This window comes from Paraeggerthella hongkongensis (genome assembly GCF_003726035.1).
Lineage (GTDB): Bacteria > Actinomycetota > Coriobacteriia > Coriobacteriales > Eggerthellaceae > Paraeggerthella > Paraeggerthella hongkongensis.
The window spans coordinates 15,951-33,028 of sequence record NZ_QICD01000008.1 but is presented as its reverse complement, the minus strand read 5'-3'; the positions used below and the strand labels follow the sequence as shown (position 1 = coordinate 33,028).

The following is a 17,078-nucleotide window of genomic DNA, read 5'->3' as shown; positions in this document are numbered from 1 at the left end:
GATTCGTCCTCTGGTATTCTGCTTGTTCGAGTACTTTTAAGCATTACCGAAATGACATGTCGAGCGAATCATTGCATCGAATGTGGGGGATGGACGTGACCGCATTATCGATTGCGCCGAAGTCGAAAGACGACGCGCGTATCGCCCAACAGCTGAACAGGCACGAACGACGGGTGGAGGCGTCTCCGCCGGGGATGTGCCCGCTTGCCGCCCAATTGTCGCTTCTGCGCGACGGCGCTCTGCAAACGTGCGGCAAGTGCGTTCCGTGCCGCGACGGCTTGCCGCAGCTTGCCGCGTTGCTCGAGCGCGTGGTGGCGTGCGACGCCGACGCCGGGACGTTGGAACGACTGCGCGCGTTGGCCTGTATGGTGCGCGATACGGCAGACTGCGCCATCGGCTATGAAGCCGCCAATGCGCTGCTCGAGGGCATGGACGCGTTCGCTGCGGAATACGAAAGCCATGTGGAGCGGGGGTGCTGCCAAGCGGGCGTGGGCCAGTCGGTTCCCTGCGAAACGCTCTGCCCCGCGCACGTGAACGTTCCCGCCTACATTGCGCTGGTGGCCGAAGGCGACTACGCCGGTGCCGTGCAGATGGTTCGCAAGGACAATCCGTTCCCCACGGCGTGCGCGCTCGTGTGCGAGCATCCGTGCGAGGAGCGCTGTCGCCGCACGCTCATCGACGCGCCCCTCAACATTCGCGGCATCAAGAAGTTCGCCGTTGATCAGGCTCCCGCCGATACCGTTGCCGTGCCGCCGCGCAGCGTTGACACGGCGCGTACCGTTGCCGTCATCGGCGGCGGGCCGAGTGGCTTGACCTGCGCGTACTTCTGCGCGCTCATGGGGCATCGCGTGACGGTGTTCGAAGAGCGCGAGCAGCTGGGGGGCATGTTGCGCTACGGGATCCCCGCGTATCGCTTCCCGCGCGAGCGGCTGGACGAGGACATCCGCGGCATCATGAACGCCGGCACCATCACCGCGCGCTGCGGCGAGTCCATCGGCTTGACCGAGATGCGCGAGATCGCGGACACCTACCATGCCGTGTACGTGGCCATCGGCGCCCAAACGGGCAAGAGCCTGCGCATCGAGGGCGCGGATGCCGAAGGCGTGATGTCGGCCGTCGATATGCTGGGCCGCATCGGCGACGGCGACTATCCTGATTTCTCGGGCAAGAGCGTGGTCGTGGTGGGCGGCGGCAACGTGGCCATGGACTGCGCGCGCACGGCGGTTCGCGCAGGCGCCGACGACGTGTCGGTGGTGTACCGCCGTCGCAAGGAAGACATGACCGCTTTGCCCATCGAAGTTGAGAGCGCTATCGCCGAGGGCGTCGAGATGATCGTCCTGGAGGCGCCCGTGGCCGTCGAGAAGGACGCGGAAGGGCGATGCGCGGCGCTTGTCACCCAACCGCAGATGATCGGCGCGGTGCGCGGCGGTCGACCCGCGCCCGTGGCCGCGAACAAGCCCGAGCGCCGCATCGAGGCCGATATCGTGCTGATCGCGGTGGGGCAGAACGTGGTGTCGGCGCCGTTCGAGGAGTTCGGCATGGCGACCACCTGGGGTTGCTTCAACGCCGATGAGCGCTTGCGCGCCGAGGGCTTCGACAACGTGTTCGTGGGCGGCGATTGCCAGACGGGACCCGCGACGGCCATTCGCGCCATCGGAGCGGGCAAGGTCGCCGCGCGCAACATCGACGAGTTCTTGGGCTACAGCCATAAGCTGCGCTGCGACGTGGAGGTTCCCGTTGCGCGTCCGAACGACCGTACGCCCAAGGGGCGCGTGGAGATAACCGAACGTCCGGCTCGCGAACGCAAACGCGATTTCCAAGGAGTCGAGATTGAGATGAGCCGCGAAGAAGCCGTGCAGGAGTGCGGGCGCTGCCTGCGCTGCGACTGCTTCGGACCGGGAACGTTGGAAGGGGGCCGGGTTCAGTATGCCTAGCATCACGATCAATGGGAGCGCTGTGCAGGTGCGCGAGGGGGCGACCGTTTTGGACGCTGCGCGCGAGGCGGGCGTGCGCGTTCCCACACTGTGCTATTTGAAGAGGTCGGGAGCCGTTTCGTCGTGCCGCGTGTGCGTGGTGGACGTGGAGGGCTTGGACCATCCGGTTCCCGCATGCTCGACGCCCGTGCAAGACGGCATGGTCGTGACCACGGATTCGCCGCGCGTGGAGGCGTACCGTCGCGTCGCGCTCGATCTCATCATCGCCGATCATGGGCTTGATTCGACGCACTACTGCTTCTCGTGCGACAAGAACGGCGCGTGCGAGCTGCAGGCGCTTTGCCGCGAGTACGGCGTGCTGGAGTCTTCCTTCGAGGTTGCGCAGAAGCGCGAGCCCGTGCTGGATGCCAATCCGTTTCTTTCGCACGATCCCAACCTGTGCATTCGTTGCCAGCGTTGCGTGGGCGCGTGCAACAGCGCTGCGCGCAATCATACGTTGCAAGCGGGGAAGCGCGGGGTCCGCACGGTTATCGAGGCGCCTTTCGGAGCCGATTGGCGCATGACCGATTGCGAGTCGTGCGGCACGTGCGCGCAGGCTTGCCCGACCGGGGCCCTCACGGAGAAGCGCCGCGCGACGTACCGCTCATGGGAGACGAATCGCGTGCGCACCACGTGCCCGCATTGCGGCGTGGGATGCCAGCTCGACTTGGTGGTGAAAGACGGGCGCATCGTGGATGCGGAGGGAGCGCCCGGTCCCTCGAACAACGGCCTTCTGTGCGTGAAGGGGCGCTCGGCCAGCTTCGACTTCGTCGATGCGCCCGATCGCTTGCGCACGCCGCTTGTCAAGAATCGCGAAACAGGCGAATTCGAACCTGCTACCTGGGATGACGCGCTTGATCTGGTGGCTCGTCGCTTCACGGAGCTGCGCGACGAGCACGGGGGAGCCTCCCTTGCGGCGTTCGCCTGTTCGCGTTCCACGAACGAGGACATCTACCTGTTCCAGAAGATGGCTCGAACGGCGCTGCAGACGAACAACGTCGACTGCTGCGCGCGTGTTTGACACGCTCCCACGGTTGCCGGTCTGGCAACCATGCTTGGTTCGGGAGCGATGACGAACTCAATTGAAGACGTGGTGAACGAAGCCGACGTGATCATGCTGGTGGGGTCGAACCCCGAAGAGGCTCATCCGGTCATCGGCATGCAGATACGCGCCGCGGTGGAGCGCGGGTGCCGCTTGATCGTGGTGGATCCGCGCGACATCGGGCTGGCCGCGCAGGCGGACATTCACTTGAAGCTGCGCCCGGGTACCAACGTGGCTTTCGCCAACTGCATGGTGAACGTGATCCTGCGCGAAGGCCTCTACGATGCGGATTTCGTGGAGGAGCGCACGGAAGGCGTGGAGATCATGTCCGCAACGGTGCGCGATTACGTGCCGGAGCGCGTGGAGGACATCTGCGGCGTCGACCAACGCGATCTGGTGGCTGCGGCCAAGATGTACGGCAAGGCCCGCGTGGCCGCCATCGTGTACTGCTTGGGCGTGACGGAGCACTCCACCGGCACCGACGGCGTGATGGCGCTGTCAAACATCGCCATGATCACGGGAAACTTGGGCAAGCGCGGCGGCGGCGTGAATCCGTTGCGCGGTCAGAACAACGTGCAGGGCGCGTGCGACATGGGCGCCGGACCCGACGATCTGCCGGGGTATCAGAAGGTGGCCGATCCCGAGGTGGTGCGTCGCTTCGAACGCGCGTGGGGCACCAGCTTGCCGCGCGAGCGCGGCGTGAAGGCAACCGAGTGCTTCCCGTCCATGATCGAGGGCGGCATCAAGGGGCTGTTTTTGTTCGGCGAGGATCCTGTGCGCACCGATCCCGACACGGGGCACGTGATTCGCGCGCTGGAGTCGCTGGACTTCTTCGTGGTGGACGACCTGTTCATGACCGAGACGGCGAAGTACGCCGACGTGATTCTGCCCGGTTGCAGCTACGCTGAGAAGGAAGGCACGTTCACGAACACCGAGCGTCGCGTGCAGCGCGTGCGCAAGGCGGTGGACGTTTTGGCGGGCGCGCGTCCGGATACCGAGATATTCACCGAGGTCATGAACCGGATGGGGTATGTTCAGCCTTGCCTGACGCCGGCTGAGATCATGGACGAGGTGGCGTCCGTCACGCCCACGTACGGCGGCATGAGCCACGAGCGCCTTGACGGCGAGGGCGTTGCCGGGCGCGGTTTGCAATGGCCGTGCCCGAACGAAGATCACCCGGGTACGCCCATTCTGCATGTGAGCGAGTTTTCGCAGGGCGTGGGGTCGTTCTCCACGCCAAGCTACCAGCCTTCGGTGGAGCTGCCCGATGCGGAGTATCCGCTCATGCTTACTACCGGGCGCATTCTGTACCAGTACAACGCCTGCGCGATGACTGCTCGCGCGCAGGGCGTGAACGAGGTTGCGGATCGTTCGTTCATCGAGCTGCACGAATGCGATGCGGAGGCTTTGGGCGTGTCCGACGGGGACCGCGTGTGCGTGTCGTCGCGTCGTGGCCAGATCGAGACGACGGCGCGCGTATCGGGCAAGACCAACCCGGGTGAAACGTGGATGCCGTTCCATTTCCAGGACGGCAACAGCAACTGGCTGACCATCGCCGCGCTCGACCGCGTGTCGAAGGCGCCCGAGTACAAGGTGTGCGCCATTCGGGTGGAGAAGGCGTAGGAGCGGACGGGCGCGAATCGACACCTATGGCAATGCGTCGGGAATACCCTCCGAAAGCGCGCTTTCGGAGGGTATTCCCGACAACGTTTCCAATTCGTTTCAGCACGATGGGGCTTTCTTGGAGTCGCATTGCGTTCGTTGACGACGTTGGTTGCGGTCGTCCATCATGGGCTCATACATTCAATGCATGGGTACAAACGAGTGCAAGGAGCGACATATGACGAAAACGCGCATCGGCATTTTGGGGTACGGCAATCTGGGCAGGGGCGTGGAGCTTTCCTGTCGGCAAAACGACGATCTTGAGCTGGTCGCTCTATTCACTCGACGCAACCCTGCTTCCGTGAAGCCTTTGACCGAGGGTGTTGCGGTGTACTCCGCTGATGACCTGGCAGCGCACGTAAACGATGTAGACGTCCTTATCCTGTGCGGCGGCAGCGCGCGCGACCTGCCCGAGCAGACGCCGGCGTACGCCGGGTTGTTCAACGTGGTGGACTCCTTTGACACGCACGCGAACATCCCCGCGCATTTTGCGAACGTGGATGCGGCGGCAAAGGAAGGCGGCAAGGTCGCCGTCATTTCCGCCGGTTGGGATCCGGGCATGTTCTCGCTTGCGCGTCTGTACGCGAACTGCATTCTGCCCGAAGGCGCCGACTACACGTTCTGGGGCCGCGGCGTTTCCCAGGGTCATAGCGATGCGATTCGTCGCATCGAGGGCGTGGCCGACGCTCGTCAGTACACGGTTCCCGTTCCTGCGGCGCTCGATTCCGTTCGCGCCGGTCGGAATCCTCAGTTGACCACGCGCGAGAAGCATACGCGCGAGTGCTTCGTGGTGGCCGAGGAAGGCGCCGATCTGGCAGCCATCGAAAAGGCCATCGTCGAAATGCCGAACTACTTTGCCGACTACGACACCACGGTCATGTTTATCTCGCAGGAAGAGCTTGATCGTGACCATGCGGGCATTCCCCACGGCGGTTCGGTGATCCGTTCGGGCTTGACCGGCGAAAACGGCGAGCATCGCCATGTGGTCGAGTTCTCGCTGAAGCTGGATTCCAACCCCGAGTTCACGGGCAGCGTGCTCACGGCCTGCGCCCGTGCGGCGCATCGCCTGAGCCGCGAAGGCCAGACGGGCTGCAAGACGATGTTCGACATTGCCCCGGCGTACCTGTCCTCCAAAAGCGGCGAGGAACTGCGCGCTGAAATGCTGTAGCCGTTAAACGTTATGCATGGAAAGGCCCTGCCGTTTATTCAAAGCGGCAGGGCCTTTTTTTTGCGATAGTTTTGGGGCGCGCTTGTATACTGGGGTTTGAAGACATGGCTGAAAAAGGAGCGTGCATGGCCGTCAACCGCCAGAAGCTGAAGCTGCTGTATCTCATGAAGATGCTTCAAGATGAAACCGATGACGAGCGCGGCCTTACTATGGCCGAGATCCTCGAGCGGCTAGGGGCGCTCGGTATTTCGGCCGAGCGCAAGTCGGTGTACCGCGACATCGAGGCGTTGCGTGCTTTCGGCATGGACATACGCACGCGGCGTTGCGCCCCGGTCGAGTACGCGTTGGCTTCGCGAGATTTCACGCTTTCGGAACTTGCCTTGTTGGTGGACGCAGTGCAAAGCTCGCGCTTCCTGACGCAGCGCATGAGCGACAAGCTGGTTCGCAGCGTGAAGCGGTTGGCTCCCGAACGCCAGCGGGCGCTTCTGACCAGGCGCTTGCATGTTGAGGGTCGCATCAAGATGCAGAACGAGTCGGTGCTGGCCAACGTGGATCAGCTTCAGCGCGCTATGGCGCAGCGTTGCAAAGTGTCGTTTCTCTACTTCAAGTACGATGCGCAAAAGCGCCGGGTTCGGCAGCGCAACGGTCGGCGCTACGAGGAGACTCCCGTGCAGCTGGTGTACGCAGACGGCTATTACTACCTGGTGGCATACAACGAGAAGCACGACGGGTTTCCTCATTACCGAGTGGACCGTATGGAGCATATCGCTCTGCTTGACGAGCCTGCTTCGCGCAACGACCGCATTGCCACGTTCGATGCGGGGAAGCTGGAGCAGCGGGCGTTCGGCATGTACGGAGGCGAGCCGGTTTCCGCAACGCTTTTGGTATCCGGCGAAGCCATGGGCGGCGTGATCGACCGATTCGGCGAAGACGTTCCCGTCACATCGGCGGGGGAGGATCATGCGCGCGTGCACGTGGCCGTTGTCGAGAGTCCGGCGTTTTTCGGTTGGGTAGCCCAGTTCGGCAGTCGGGTGCGCATCGAAAAGCCCGCGGCGCTTGCGAATGCGTATCGCGATTACTTGAAGAACATCCTCGACGCATACGAATAGGATCGCTCGGAGTCGATGCCGAAGCTGCTCATGCGCAGCCATCCTCCATCGTCCAGATGGGCCTCAAGGGCCAGGAGGCGTTTTCTTCCATCGGTTTCGAACGCGAATCGCTCCACCGTGCGCCCTAATGCGTAGGAGCAGGGCCGGACGCTTCTCCAGAAGAAGGGCTGCGATGCGCGCGAACCGTTTTCCAAGCGGCTGTGTGACCCGAAGGTTGCAATGGGCGAGTCGGTCTCGACACGGCCGCGGTGGATGGCTATGAGCGGGCTATGCATGGCAAATGCGGTGATGTCGCAAGTGTCGAGCCTGATCATGGTGGGTGCGTCGGCCAGCCAGCATGCTTCCTGTTCGTCCCATATGGAAAGCACGTCGACGATGCGCGATCCCGTTGCGCTGCGGACAGCCTGCATGCTTTCGCGCGAGAGGCGACGAGCATCGCCGCTCCAGCGTCGGTACAGGCTTGCGAAGACGGCCGCCGCATCTGCGGAGGCCGGGCGAAGCGATGGTCGAGACTGCGATTGCAACGGTGCCAAAGTGTCCTTCACGGTATCCTCCTTCCTTTAGGGCATCATGGCTGCGATTGCCGCCAGGGAGAACAGGATTCCCGCGCCTGCCGCCATAGTGCGCTCGCCTGATGACAGGTTGTAGCCGACGCCTTGCATTCCCTGAAGGAGACGCGGCTTCGCTGCGGTGTCATTTCGGGCGGTGCTGCGTCGGTCGATACGCTCGCTCGAGGGCTCATGCTTCGCAATGCCGTGCTGGTTTCGCGCGTGAAGCGCTTGCTTGCGGCCAGGGTAGAGGCCGCCGGCTATCGCGCGGATTTCCGGGTTCGCTGCTGAGGTCTGCGCATGCGAGGCGCGCGCGGTTGTGCGGGAGGAACGGTCGGTATCGATATGCCGGGCTGCGATGGCTGCGGTGCTCATGGGGCCTCCTTGCTTTGGATCTGGCGAGTATGCTGCGCAGTGTACCGGAGAAGGGGTGAGTTATGAGTACCACTATTGGTACAATTGTTGAATAAAATGGGAGAATGAAAAAAGAACCGCCGAAGCGGTTCTTTTCGTCGAGCAAGCGTTGTCGAAAAAGGCTATTCCTTGCCGTTCCAGCAGTAGGTGCATACCTGGTCGCGATCGATGCCGATGGCTTCCAGCATACCGTCAAGCGACTGGTAACCCAGCGAATCGAAGCCCATCTGCTCGCAGATTGCGTGCAGCATGCACTGGCCGCGCTCGGTGGAGCTGTCGGCGTATTCCTCCAGGTGTTCCTGGCCTTCGTCGCCTTCGAGCTGCTGCACTACGCGGCGCGCGATCAGGTCCATCTCGGACTTGCTGCTTGAGAAGCTCAGATACTTGCAGCTGAACATGATGGGCGGACAAGCCGAGCGCATGTGCACCTCGGACGCGCCGCATTCGTACAGGAAGTCCACCGTTTCGTGCAGCTGGGTGCCGCGTACGATGGAATCGTCCACGAACAGCAGCTTCTTGTCGCGGATAAGCTCGGGGATATGGATCTGCTTCATTTTGGCCACGCGGTTGCGAACCTCTTGGTTGCTGGGCATGAACGAACGCGCCCACGTGGGCGTGTACTTGATGAACGGGCGGGCGAACGGCGTCTTGCACTCCGTTGCGTATCCGATGGCATGCGGTACGCCGGAATCGGGCACGCCCGCCACGTAGTCCAGGTCGGGCAGGGTGCCGGCGGCGGCTTCGTTGCGCGCCATGACGGCACCGTTGCGGTAGCGCATGACCTCGACGTTCACGCCTTCGTAATTCGAGTTGGGGTAGCCGTAGTACACCCACAGAAACGCGCAGATCTTCATCTTGTCGCCTGCGGGGGCGATGGTCTGGTATCCGTCGGCGTCGATGCGCACGATTTCGCCGGGGCCCAGCTCGTATTCGTCGTCGTAGCCCAGCTTGTGGTACGCGAACGACTCGAACGAGATGCAGAACCCGTCGTCGTTCTTGCCGATGAGCACGGGGAGGCGTCCCACCTTGTCGCGCGCTGCGATGATGCGGCCGTCCTCGGTCATGATCAGCAAGGTGAGCGATCCCTCGATCGCATCTTGCGCATGCTTGATGCCCGAGACGAAGTCGTCTTTCTGGTTGATGAGCGCAGCCACCAGCTCGGTGGTGTTGACGGCGCCGGAGCTCATGGCCATGAACTGGCGGTTGCCGTCGGTGAAGTAGGATTCCACCAGCTGTTCGGCATTGTTGATGGCGCCTACGGTGGTGATGCCGAAGGTGCCCAGATGCGACCGCACCAGAAGCGGCTGCGGGTCGGTGTCGCTGATGCAGCCGATGCCGCTGCATCCGTGGAAGCCAGGAAGATCGTCTTCGAAGCGCGTGCGAAACGGCGTGTTCTCGATCGAGTGGATTTCGCGCTGGAAGCCCTCGTCGTCGTGGAAGATCATGCCTGCGCGCCGCGTCCCCAAGTGAGAGTGGTAGTCCACGCCAAAAAACACGTCCAGCACCACATCATGATGTGATGCAGCCCCGAAGAATCCGCCCATTATGTACCTTTCGTCTTGCCCTGCCGCCTCGTCCTGCAAAAGCATCAGTATAAAGCTCCTGAAGCCTTGCAAGGTCGAGGTCGTGGGACGATTCGCGGTTTCTGCATGAGAAGCGCGGGCAGCGGCGGCGCCGTCGACTTTATGAAGTCGCATCTAAGGCCGCGCGCAGGGCCGAAGGGGCGTGCGGTGCGCTCTTTCGAGCTGACGGCTTTGGGTGCAGCTGGGGGCTTGATGGAATTTTCGAGCGGAGCGTTCGCGCTTGCGTGGAGGCAGGTACTGTTGTTTCGTTCAAAGGATTCGAGGGAAAGCGTGCGCATGAAGAAGATTTTGATGATTGCAACCGGGGGCACCATCGCTTCAGCCGAGGATGGCTGCGGACTTGCCCCGTCGCTGACCGGCGAGGAGCTTGCTCGGTTCGTGCCGCAGGTGGAGGGCTTGTGCGCGTTGGACGTGGTGCAGCCTATGAACATCGACAGCACGAACATGCGACCTGCTGATTGGATGCTCGTTCGCGACGAAATCGCGCGTGCCTACGATGCGTACGACGGGTTCGTGGTGCTGCACGGCACCGACACCATGGCGTATACGGCAGCGGCGCTTTCGTACCTGATCCAGGGGAGCGGAAAGCCCATTGTGCTGACCGGTTCGCAACAGCCCATGGGCAGTCCGTTCACCGACGCGAAACTCAACGTGTACCAAAGCTTGCTGTACGCGCTTGACGATCGATCATGCGACGTGTCCGTTGCGTTCGGCGGCTCGGTGATCGCGGGTACTCGCGCGCGCAAGCAGCGCACCATGAGCTTCAACGCGTTTACGAGCGTTAATTTTCCCGAGATAGCCCTCATCAGGAACGATCGTGTGATCCGGGCGGCCTCGCCCGTTCGATGCGCGGACGAGGGGTCGCTTCGTCTGTTCGATCGCCTGAACGAGCGCGTGTTCGTTCTCAAATTGACGCCGGGAATGAGCCCAAGCGTGTTCGAACTTTTGGAGCGCGACTACGATGCGGTGATCGTGGAGACGTTCGGTATTGGGGGAATTCCTGCGTACCACGACTTCCATCAGGCGCTTTTCGACTGGGTCGATGCCGGGAAAACCCTGGTGATGACCACGCAGGTGCCCGAAGAGGGGTGCGATTTGGGCGTGTACGAAGTGGGACGAGCCTTTGCCGACCATCCCGGCATTCTCAAGGGCGGCGATATGACCACCGAGGCTTTGATGGCGAAGACCATGTGGGCCCTTGGGCAAACGACCGATGCGGACGAGATTCGATCGTTGTTCTATCGGGTGGTGAATCACGATCGGACGGTAGAGGGCTAAAGCTTTCGCGCGGGTTGCTCGCGCGGGGCTTCGCTGCGCGAGCGGTTGCGGGATCGCGCAGCTGCCCGCCGGCCTAGATCACGATGCCGTTGCAGTGGTCGATCTCGTGCTGGATGATCTGCGCGGTCCACCCGGCGAACGACTTCGTCTTGGAGCGAAACGCCTCGTCTTCGTAGCGAACCTTGATGGTTCGGTAGCGTGTGGCGGTGCGCCTGCCAAGGAGCGAGAGACAGCCTTCTTCCGTTTCGAAGGGGCCTGCGCAGCTGATGACTTCCGGATTGAACATGATGCGCGACGTGCCCTCGTCGTCGAATACGATGATGCGCTTCGGCACGCCGATCATGTTGGCGGCCATTCCGACGCATTCGTGCGAGTGGGCGGCCAGCGTGTCGAGCAGGTCCTGCGCCGTTTGGGCATCGGCGGCTGTCGCCGGCGCGCAGGGCTGTGCAAGAAACGTTTGGTTTCTCATGATGGGCTTGATCACGGGAGGGCCTTTCGAGGGGATGGCTGCGGGGGCGGTGCGGTGCGGAGGCCGTCGTTGATGCGTCAACCGCGTTTGGAGCCTTGGCGGCTGATGCCGCCCTTGTGGCCCGAGGCCTTGTTCGGGCCGATGCCGGCGCGCGGGTTGCGGTTGAGCGGAGCCGAAGCGGCGCGCCCGCCTTTTGAGGCGAGCGCGCGGATCCAACGGTCCCGGTCGGGGTTGCTGGATGGTTTTGCCATGATGCGTCCTTGCTGCTCTGACTGTGCGAACTAGACCAGCTTGCCCTTGCAGTGGTCGATCGTGTGCTGGATGATCTGGGCCGTCCAACCATTGAAGTCCTTCTTGCGAGGAACGAGCGCGCCCTCGACCAGCTCTTCGTAGGCGATTTTGACGCGGTCGTAGCGCGTTACCTTGGAATCGGCTTCCAGAGAAAGGCAGCCTTCGACGGTCTTGAACGCGCCGAGCGCCTGCAGCAGCTTGGGGTTGTACATGACGTGCGGCTGGTCGTTGTCGTCAAGATAGGCGACGACGCAGGTGGTGGCTCCAATTTGATTGGCCGCCAAGCATGCGGCGCCTTCGAGCGAGGTCAGCGTGTCGATCAGATCCTGCGCAACCGACGCGTCTTCGGCGGTGGCTGCAGCGCAGGGTTGCGAGAGGATGGCCTCGTCCTTTACCAGTTCCTTGATCATGATGCTCCCGTCTTCGTGGGTTTGAAACGCCCGCGGCGCTGCGTGCGCGCTGCGGGGTTGATTTTCCTCGACGAATTCTATCACGAGGAAGCCTGAGGGGGCGTGGGAGCATGCAAGGCGAGTTCGGTGCATTCTCCTTGCATGTGGTTCGGGTGTTTCCGGTTGCTATTTCCAGCGCTTGAGGTGGGGGAGCAGCGCGCCCATGAACGAGACGGCCTCGTCGCGTGAAACGTGGCAGGATTCGGCCATGTACGGGGCGCAACGCTCGATAAGCTCCTCAAGCGACTCGTCTTCGACGAATGCGCCGTCGCGATAGCACCATGAGCAGTAGTCGGCGGAAAGAGCCCCGTCGGCTTCGCTGCCGTGGTCTTTCGGCTGGTAGAAAGGCATGCCGCAACTCTGGCAGTAGTCTCCGTCCGGCATCTCGAGCAAGTGGGTGACGGGGAGGTCGAAGGTGGCCGAGATCAGCTTGCACATGTCGATGCCGGGCGTGGTTTCGCCGTTTTCCCAGCGAGATACCGCTTGGCGCGTTACGAAAAGCTTGCGGGCGACGTCTTGCTGCGTGAGGTTGCGCTCTTTGCGCATGGCAACGAGGATGTCTGCGATGGTCATGGGGCGTCCTTTCAGGCGAGCCGGGAGCGGCGATGCGCCGCAAGGACATTGAACCATGCGAGGTGCGAAGGCGTAAAGCAACGAGTTGTTGCGCGCGGTGGCAGCGGCGGCTAGGTTTTTGGGCCACGCGCATGTTGGAGCTTGCGCGCGTGGCGCTCGGGCAACGTTGAGGCTTGGCTTGGCGGTGCGCTTGCGCTACCGTGCGTGCTTGTGAGCGGCACGATTCTCCTCATCGAGCAGCTGGTGCGCGTAGGCTATGGCGTCGTCGATGTTGCCGCGGAAATGATCTTCGCCGATCAAATCCACGAAGCCTGCGCGCCGCATGGTCTTCATGGGCTGCTCGTTGGCATGCGAGAAGATGAGGCTCACGCCGTTTTCGCGGCAGTAGTCATACAGGTTCTCCAGTGCGTTCATGCCCGTGGAGTCGAGCGAGGGAACGCCACGCATGCGGATGATCAGGTACTTCGTGAACGATTTTACCGAAATGTCCGTGATGCGGTCGGTCATGCCGAAGAACATGGGGGCCGTTGATCTCGTACACGCGCACGCTTTTGGGCAGTTCGCGAAGGTGGGTGACCTCGGAGTCCTCGTCGCAGTAGTACTTCCAGCCGCGGACCTCGGTTTCCTTGCTGACCATCTTCATGAACAGGACCACGGTGATCAGCATGCCCACGCCGATGGCTACCACCAGGTCGAACACGATGGTCAGCGTGAAGGTTAGAAGCAGCGTGGCGACGGCGCCCTTCGACGTGGTTTTGCACAGATGCGCGAAGTTGCGCCAGCCGGACATGTTGTACGCGACGTGCAGCAGGATGGCCGCGATGGTGGGCATGGGGATGAAGGCGGCGTAGGGCATGAAGAACGCCAGGACGATGAGCAGCACCAGCGCATGGGTCATGCCGGCGACGGGGGTGCGCCCGCCGTTTTTGACGTTCGCGGCCGTGCGGGCGATGGCTCCCGTTGCGGGGATGCCGCCGAACAGCACCGATGCGACGTTGCCCGCGCCCTGGGCTACGAGCTCCATGTTGCTGCGATGGTGGGAGCTGATCATGCTGTCGGCGACCACGCAGGACAGCAATGATTCTATGGCGGCCAAAATGGCGATGGTGACGCCGTTCATCATCTGCTCGCGGAATATGTCCAGGTTGAGTTGCGGAACGTGGAAGGCGGGCAGTCCGCTGTTGATGGTGTAGAGGTCCCCGATGGTGTTCACGTTCATTCCGAAGCCGTTCACCATGGCCACTCCGGCGATCAGCGCCACCAGGGAGCCGGGGATCCTTTCGCTTACCTTGGGCCAGGCGAAAAGGATTGCAAGGCACACGACGCCCACTGCGAACGCCTGCCAGTTGACCGTGGCGATGCTTTGGGTTACGGCCTGCAGCTTGTCCATGGTCTCAACCGTGGGCGCGCCCGCGGGGAAAGTGAGTCCCAGAAAATCCTTCGCCTGTCCGATGACGAGCGTTGCCGCGATGCCCGCGGTGAAGCCCGTGGTGATGGTGTAGGGCACGAAGCGGATGATGGCGCCGAGCTTGAAAAATCCCATGAGCATAAGCAGGACGCCAGCGATGATGGTGGCGGCGATCAGGCCGTCTATGCCGTCTGCAGCCACGATGCCGGCTACGATGGTGGCGAACGCCGCGGTGGGACCGGAGATCTGCACGCGGCTTCCGCCTAAGAAAGCGATAAGGAACCCGGCGACGATGGCCGTATAGAGCCCCTTTTCGGGGCTGACGCCGGAGGCAATGGCGAGGGCGATGGAGAGGGGCAGGGCCACTACTGCCACCATGATGCCCGAAACGATGTCTTTGGGCAGCTGCTTCTTGAGCTCTTCTTTGCTGGAATGCTTGATGATGCTGAACAGGATAGGTTTGATTTTGTCGCGTTGCATAGTCGATTCTTCTGGGTCGTGTCGGCTTTCATGGTGTTCTGCCCGCGCAAACGCGACGTTCCGCCCAAGCGTAGCGCTGGACGGAACGCGAGTGTTTCTATTTTGCAGTTGGTGTTTGCGACGAGAATGTGCATTCTATCGCGCAAATGACGATATGGCAACCAAGAGAGGGCTGGGGCGCGCGACCGTTTCGAAGCTTTGCGGGTAGCTTGCGTTTGTTGCAGTGATGCTGGCGGGTGCGCGATTTGTTGCCTGGAAACCCATAGGAATTGAAGCGACTGCCCGTTGCGAAATCGTCGGGAAGTTTAGTTTTCTAGGCGTTTTGCTGGCACGATAGCCACTTGCGTTTGATTTGGCTTGAGCGTATTCGAAGGGGCTGCTCGATTGTTCGAGGGAGCCCATCAACGACGTAGCCCGCCGCTCATTGACGGCGGGCGATCCTACTTCAGGTAGTTCTGGGGGATCGCGCGCCCGGCGGTTTTCTGCTCGAAGCTGTAGGCGATGTTGAGCAGCTTCTCGTCCTCGTTCTGCCTTGCGATGAATGTAGCTCCCTTTGGCGCTCCCTCGTCCGAAACGCCAGCCGGCACCGTCAGTTCGGGGCATCCTGCCGTGGCGGGCAGAAGGACGCCTTCGTTGTCGTAGAAGACAAGTGCGTCGAGCTTGTTGTCGCGAAGCAGGTCGTCGATTCGGCTCTGTGCCTTTTTAACCATCGCTTCGACCTTCGCTTTGTCGAATTCGTTCACCTCGTTTGCCTCTTCAAGGAGGTCCTGGCCGTATTTTGCTCGTCTGCTCGCGTCTTCTTTGTTGAAGGCGATCAGCTCCGCGAGGCTTTTTACCGGCGCATTGTAGGTTTGCAGATACCGATTGAGGTCGTTTTTGAAGTCCTGGTTGATGATGTGCTCGTTGTCGATTCCTTCTTCCGGAAGCTCGACCGCTACCGCTTCGGCGCCGCAGGCCTTTATCTTGTTGGCAAGGGCCTGATCGGGATCTTTGCCGACAATGCCGATTCTCTTTCCTTTAAGAAAGTCGGCGTCGAGGTTTTCGTTGACGGCCTTCGACGTATCCGATATGGATGCGTTGTAGAGAGCGGCTGCGTCCTTCACGTTTTTCGTCATGGGCCCTACGGTGTCCATAGTGGATGACAGCGGAATCACGCCCGCGGCGGAGATGGCGTCTTTCGTGGGCTTGAACCCGACGATCGAATGGATCGCCGACGGGGCGATGATCGAGCCTGTGGTTTCCGTTCCGATCGCCACTGCGGAGAGGTTCGCGGCAACGGCTGCGCCGCTTCCGGAACTGGAGCCTTCCGGCGAGAGCTCGAGGGGATTGAAGGGGTTGTGGGTTTGGCCGGCCTTGGAGCTGTAGCCGCTTGGCATCCTCGTGTCCATGAAGTTCGCAAGCTCCGACAGGTTCGACTTGCCCAAAATGATGGCGCCGCTATTGATGAGGGCGGTTACCATTTCGGCGTTGTCGCTTGGCGTGAAGTCCTTGAGCGCGTAGGTGCCGCCGCTGGTCGGCATGGTGTTCGTGTTGATGTTGTCTTTGAGGAGGACGGGGATTCCCCTCATGCCCGTCGGGGTTGCGGGGCTCGCGTCGAGGGCGCGGGCTTCCTCTATCGCTTTCGGGTTGATTGCCGCCACTGCGTTGAGCCCCTTTTTGCCGGCATCGTACGTTTTGATGCGGTCCAGGTAAAACGCCGTCAGCTCTTCGTAGGTTAGTTCGCCCTTCGAGATTGCCGCATGCAGGTCTTCGATGGACTTCTCCATGATCAGGTCTTTTTTCGCGCGGATCTTTTCGAGGTCCATCCCGGCAAGCTGCGAGTCGATGAGCGCGACCTGCTTGTCCTTGTCGTAGGCTATGCGCTCTTCCTGATTGGGGGTGAGCGATTTCAGGAGCATGAACGTAGCTAGGGAGATGCCGGCTAGGGCAAGTATCACGATCAATGCGATCTTCACGGTTGTTTTCATCGATGCCTCTTCGCTTCGTTTGGGGAATGCGGCGCAGTTCTTGCGTTTCCGGTTGCTCCATGGGCGATGGTGCTCCGTCCGGAAGGCCGATTCCTCAAGGGGGTCTTTCGTTGCTTGGGGTCTTTATACCACGGCAAATGGGATTTCAGGTCTTTTTAAGGTTGGGGCGGAGAGGCGGGAGGGGCGGGAGAGCTTGTTGTCCGATGCTTGGCGCATGGTGGACGCATCGATTGCGATATTCTGGGTTCTGCAGGGAGTGATTTGTCGAAAGGGGATGGCGTGAGGAGGCCGGGATGTTTCGACGCTCTTCTTGCGCTGCTTTTTGCTCCTGTAGTCATCTTCATAAAGGTGATGACCTATCTGGCCGAGAAAGCCTAGGTCTTGAGCTCGCTTTCAGAGGCTTGCTATCGCCTAAGCGAAGCTACCAGTACCGGTTCTCTCCTCAAGCTCAATGAGCGCGTTGTAGAGCTGCTTCTGCAGCTCGTCCTTCTTCAAACTTTTGACGCAGCATTCGAGTTCTGGGCCTGCCTCGTGATCCAAAAGCCGCGCAGGTTCTGGCCGAGGGCAAGGAATCAAGCGAAAACCCGGTAGGGCCCGAGTTTTGCGCAGCAAAAGTTTTTCGCGCCTTGGCTGAAGAGCCTGGTTCTGAGCGAGTTTGGCGGAG

15 protein-coding genes are annotated in these 17,078 nt (G+C 61.6%); 5 read left to right on the top strand and 10 right to left on the bottom strand.

Annotation, left to right across the window (positions count from 1 at the left end; genetic code table 11):
* Positions 1-56: 56 nt before the first annotated feature.
* The 4 genes from DMP08_RS05650 (at position 57) to DMP08_RS05635 (ending at position 6,954) form a co-directional block, all read left to right on the top strand.
* Complete coding sequence (locus DMP08_RS05650) at positions 57-1,934, top strand: NAD(P)-binding protein (protein ID WP_280176548.1); 1,878 nt, start codon at positions 57-59, stop codon at positions 1,932-1,934.
* Positions 1,927-4,638, top strand: a complete 2,712-nt coding sequence (fdhF, locus tag DMP08_RS05645) for a formate dehydrogenase subunit alpha (protein WP_123191982.1) — start codon at positions 1,927-1,929, stop codon at positions 4,636-4,638. The genes DMP08_RS05650 and fdhF overlap by 8 nt, the downstream gene beginning before the upstream one ends.
* Before the next feature lie 217 nt (positions 4,639-4,855).
* The gene (locus DMP08_RS05640) at positions 4,856-5,845 is read left to right on the top strand and encodes a diaminopimelate dehydrogenase (RefSeq protein WP_123191981.1); all 990 of its coding nucleotides are present in this window, start codon (positions 4,856-4,858) and stop codon (positions 5,843-5,845) included.
* A gap of 125 nt (positions 5,846-5,970) precedes the next feature.
* The gene (locus tag DMP08_RS05635; RefSeq protein ID WP_123191980.1) at positions 5,971-6,954 is read left to right on the top strand and encodes a helix-turn-helix transcriptional regulator; all 984 of its coding nucleotides are present in this window, start codon (positions 5,971-5,973) and stop codon (positions 6,952-6,954) included.
* Here DMP08_RS05635 and DMP08_RS05630 read toward each other — a convergent pair.
* From DMP08_RS05630 to DMP08_RS05620, 3 genes are all read right to left on the bottom strand, one after another.
* Entirely contained in the window at positions 6,921-7,499 is a 579-nt protein-coding gene (locus DMP08_RS05630; RefSeq protein ID WP_211328395.1) for a hypothetical protein, read from the bottom strand. The two genes, DMP08_RS05635 and DMP08_RS05630, sit on opposite strands and share 34 nt — an antisense overlap.
* Before the next feature lie 15 nt (positions 7,500-7,514).
* Positions 7,515-7,877, bottom strand: a complete 363-nt coding sequence (locus DMP08_RS05625) for a hypothetical protein (RefSeq protein WP_123191979.1) — start codon at positions 7,875-7,877, stop codon at positions 7,515-7,517.
* 161 nt (positions 7,878-8,038) lie between these two features.
* Complete coding sequence (locus DMP08_RS05620; protein WP_123192030.1) at positions 8,039-9,460, bottom strand: amidophosphoribosyltransferase; 1,422 nt, start codon at positions 9,458-9,460, stop codon at positions 8,039-8,041.
* Between the two features lie 315 nt (positions 9,461-9,775).
* Here DMP08_RS05620 and DMP08_RS05615 point away from each other — a divergent pair, with 315 nt between their 5' ends.
* Positions 9,776-10,777 carry an asparaginase gene (locus DMP08_RS05615; RefSeq protein ID WP_123192029.1) on the top strand — a complete coding sequence of 334 codons (1,002 nt, stop codon included), beginning with the start codon at positions 9,776-9,778 and terminating at the stop codon, positions 10,775-10,777.
* Between the two features lie 73 nt (positions 10,778-10,850).
* On the opposite strand, the gene DMP08_RS05610 is transcribed toward DMP08_RS05615, so the two are convergent.
* From DMP08_RS05610 to DMP08_RS05590, 7 genes are all read right to left on the bottom strand, one after another.
* Complete coding sequence (locus DMP08_RS05610) at positions 10,851-11,261, bottom strand: peptide deformylase (protein WP_123191978.1); 411 nt, start codon at positions 11,259-11,261, stop codon at positions 10,851-10,853.
* A gap of 62 nt (positions 11,262-11,323) precedes the next feature.
* On the bottom strand, positions 11,324-11,497 hold the full coding sequence (locus DMP08_RS12495) for a hypothetical protein (RefSeq protein ID WP_170158408.1): 174 nt from the start codon (positions 11,495-11,497) through the stop codon (positions 11,324-11,326).
* A gap of 30 nt (positions 11,498-11,527) precedes the next feature.
* Positions 11,528-11,947 (bottom strand): peptide deformylase, encoded by a 420-nt coding sequence (locus DMP08_RS05605; RefSeq protein WP_123192028.1) that lies wholly within the window; start codon positions 11,945-11,947, stop codon positions 11,528-11,530.
* Between the two features lie 165 nt (positions 11,948-12,112).
* The gene (locus DMP08_RS05600) at positions 12,113-12,559 is read right to left on the bottom strand and encodes a zinc ribbon domain-containing protein (RefSeq protein WP_123191977.1); all 447 of its coding nucleotides are present in this window, start codon (positions 12,557-12,559) and stop codon (positions 12,113-12,115) included.
* Between the two features lie 195 nt (positions 12,560-12,754).
* Positions 12,755-13,006: an STAS domain-containing protein gene (locus tag DMP08_RS12630; protein ID WP_244596829.1), complete on the bottom strand. Its 252-nt coding sequence runs from the start codon at positions 13,004-13,006 to the stop codon at positions 12,755-12,757.
* The gene (locus DMP08_RS05595) at positions 12,948-14,447 is read right to left on the bottom strand and encodes a SulP family inorganic anion transporter (protein ID WP_244596828.1); all 1,500 of its coding nucleotides are present in this window, start codon (positions 14,445-14,447) and stop codon (positions 12,948-12,950) included. The genes DMP08_RS12630 and DMP08_RS05595 overlap by 59 nt, the downstream gene beginning before the upstream one ends.
* Positions 14,448-14,887: 440 nt before the next feature.
* On the bottom strand, positions 14,888-16,414 hold the full coding sequence (locus DMP08_RS05590) for an amidase family protein (protein WP_123191976.1): 1,527 nt from the start codon (positions 16,412-16,414) through the stop codon (positions 14,888-14,890).
* Between the last annotated feature and the right edge of the window lie 664 nt (positions 16,415-17,078).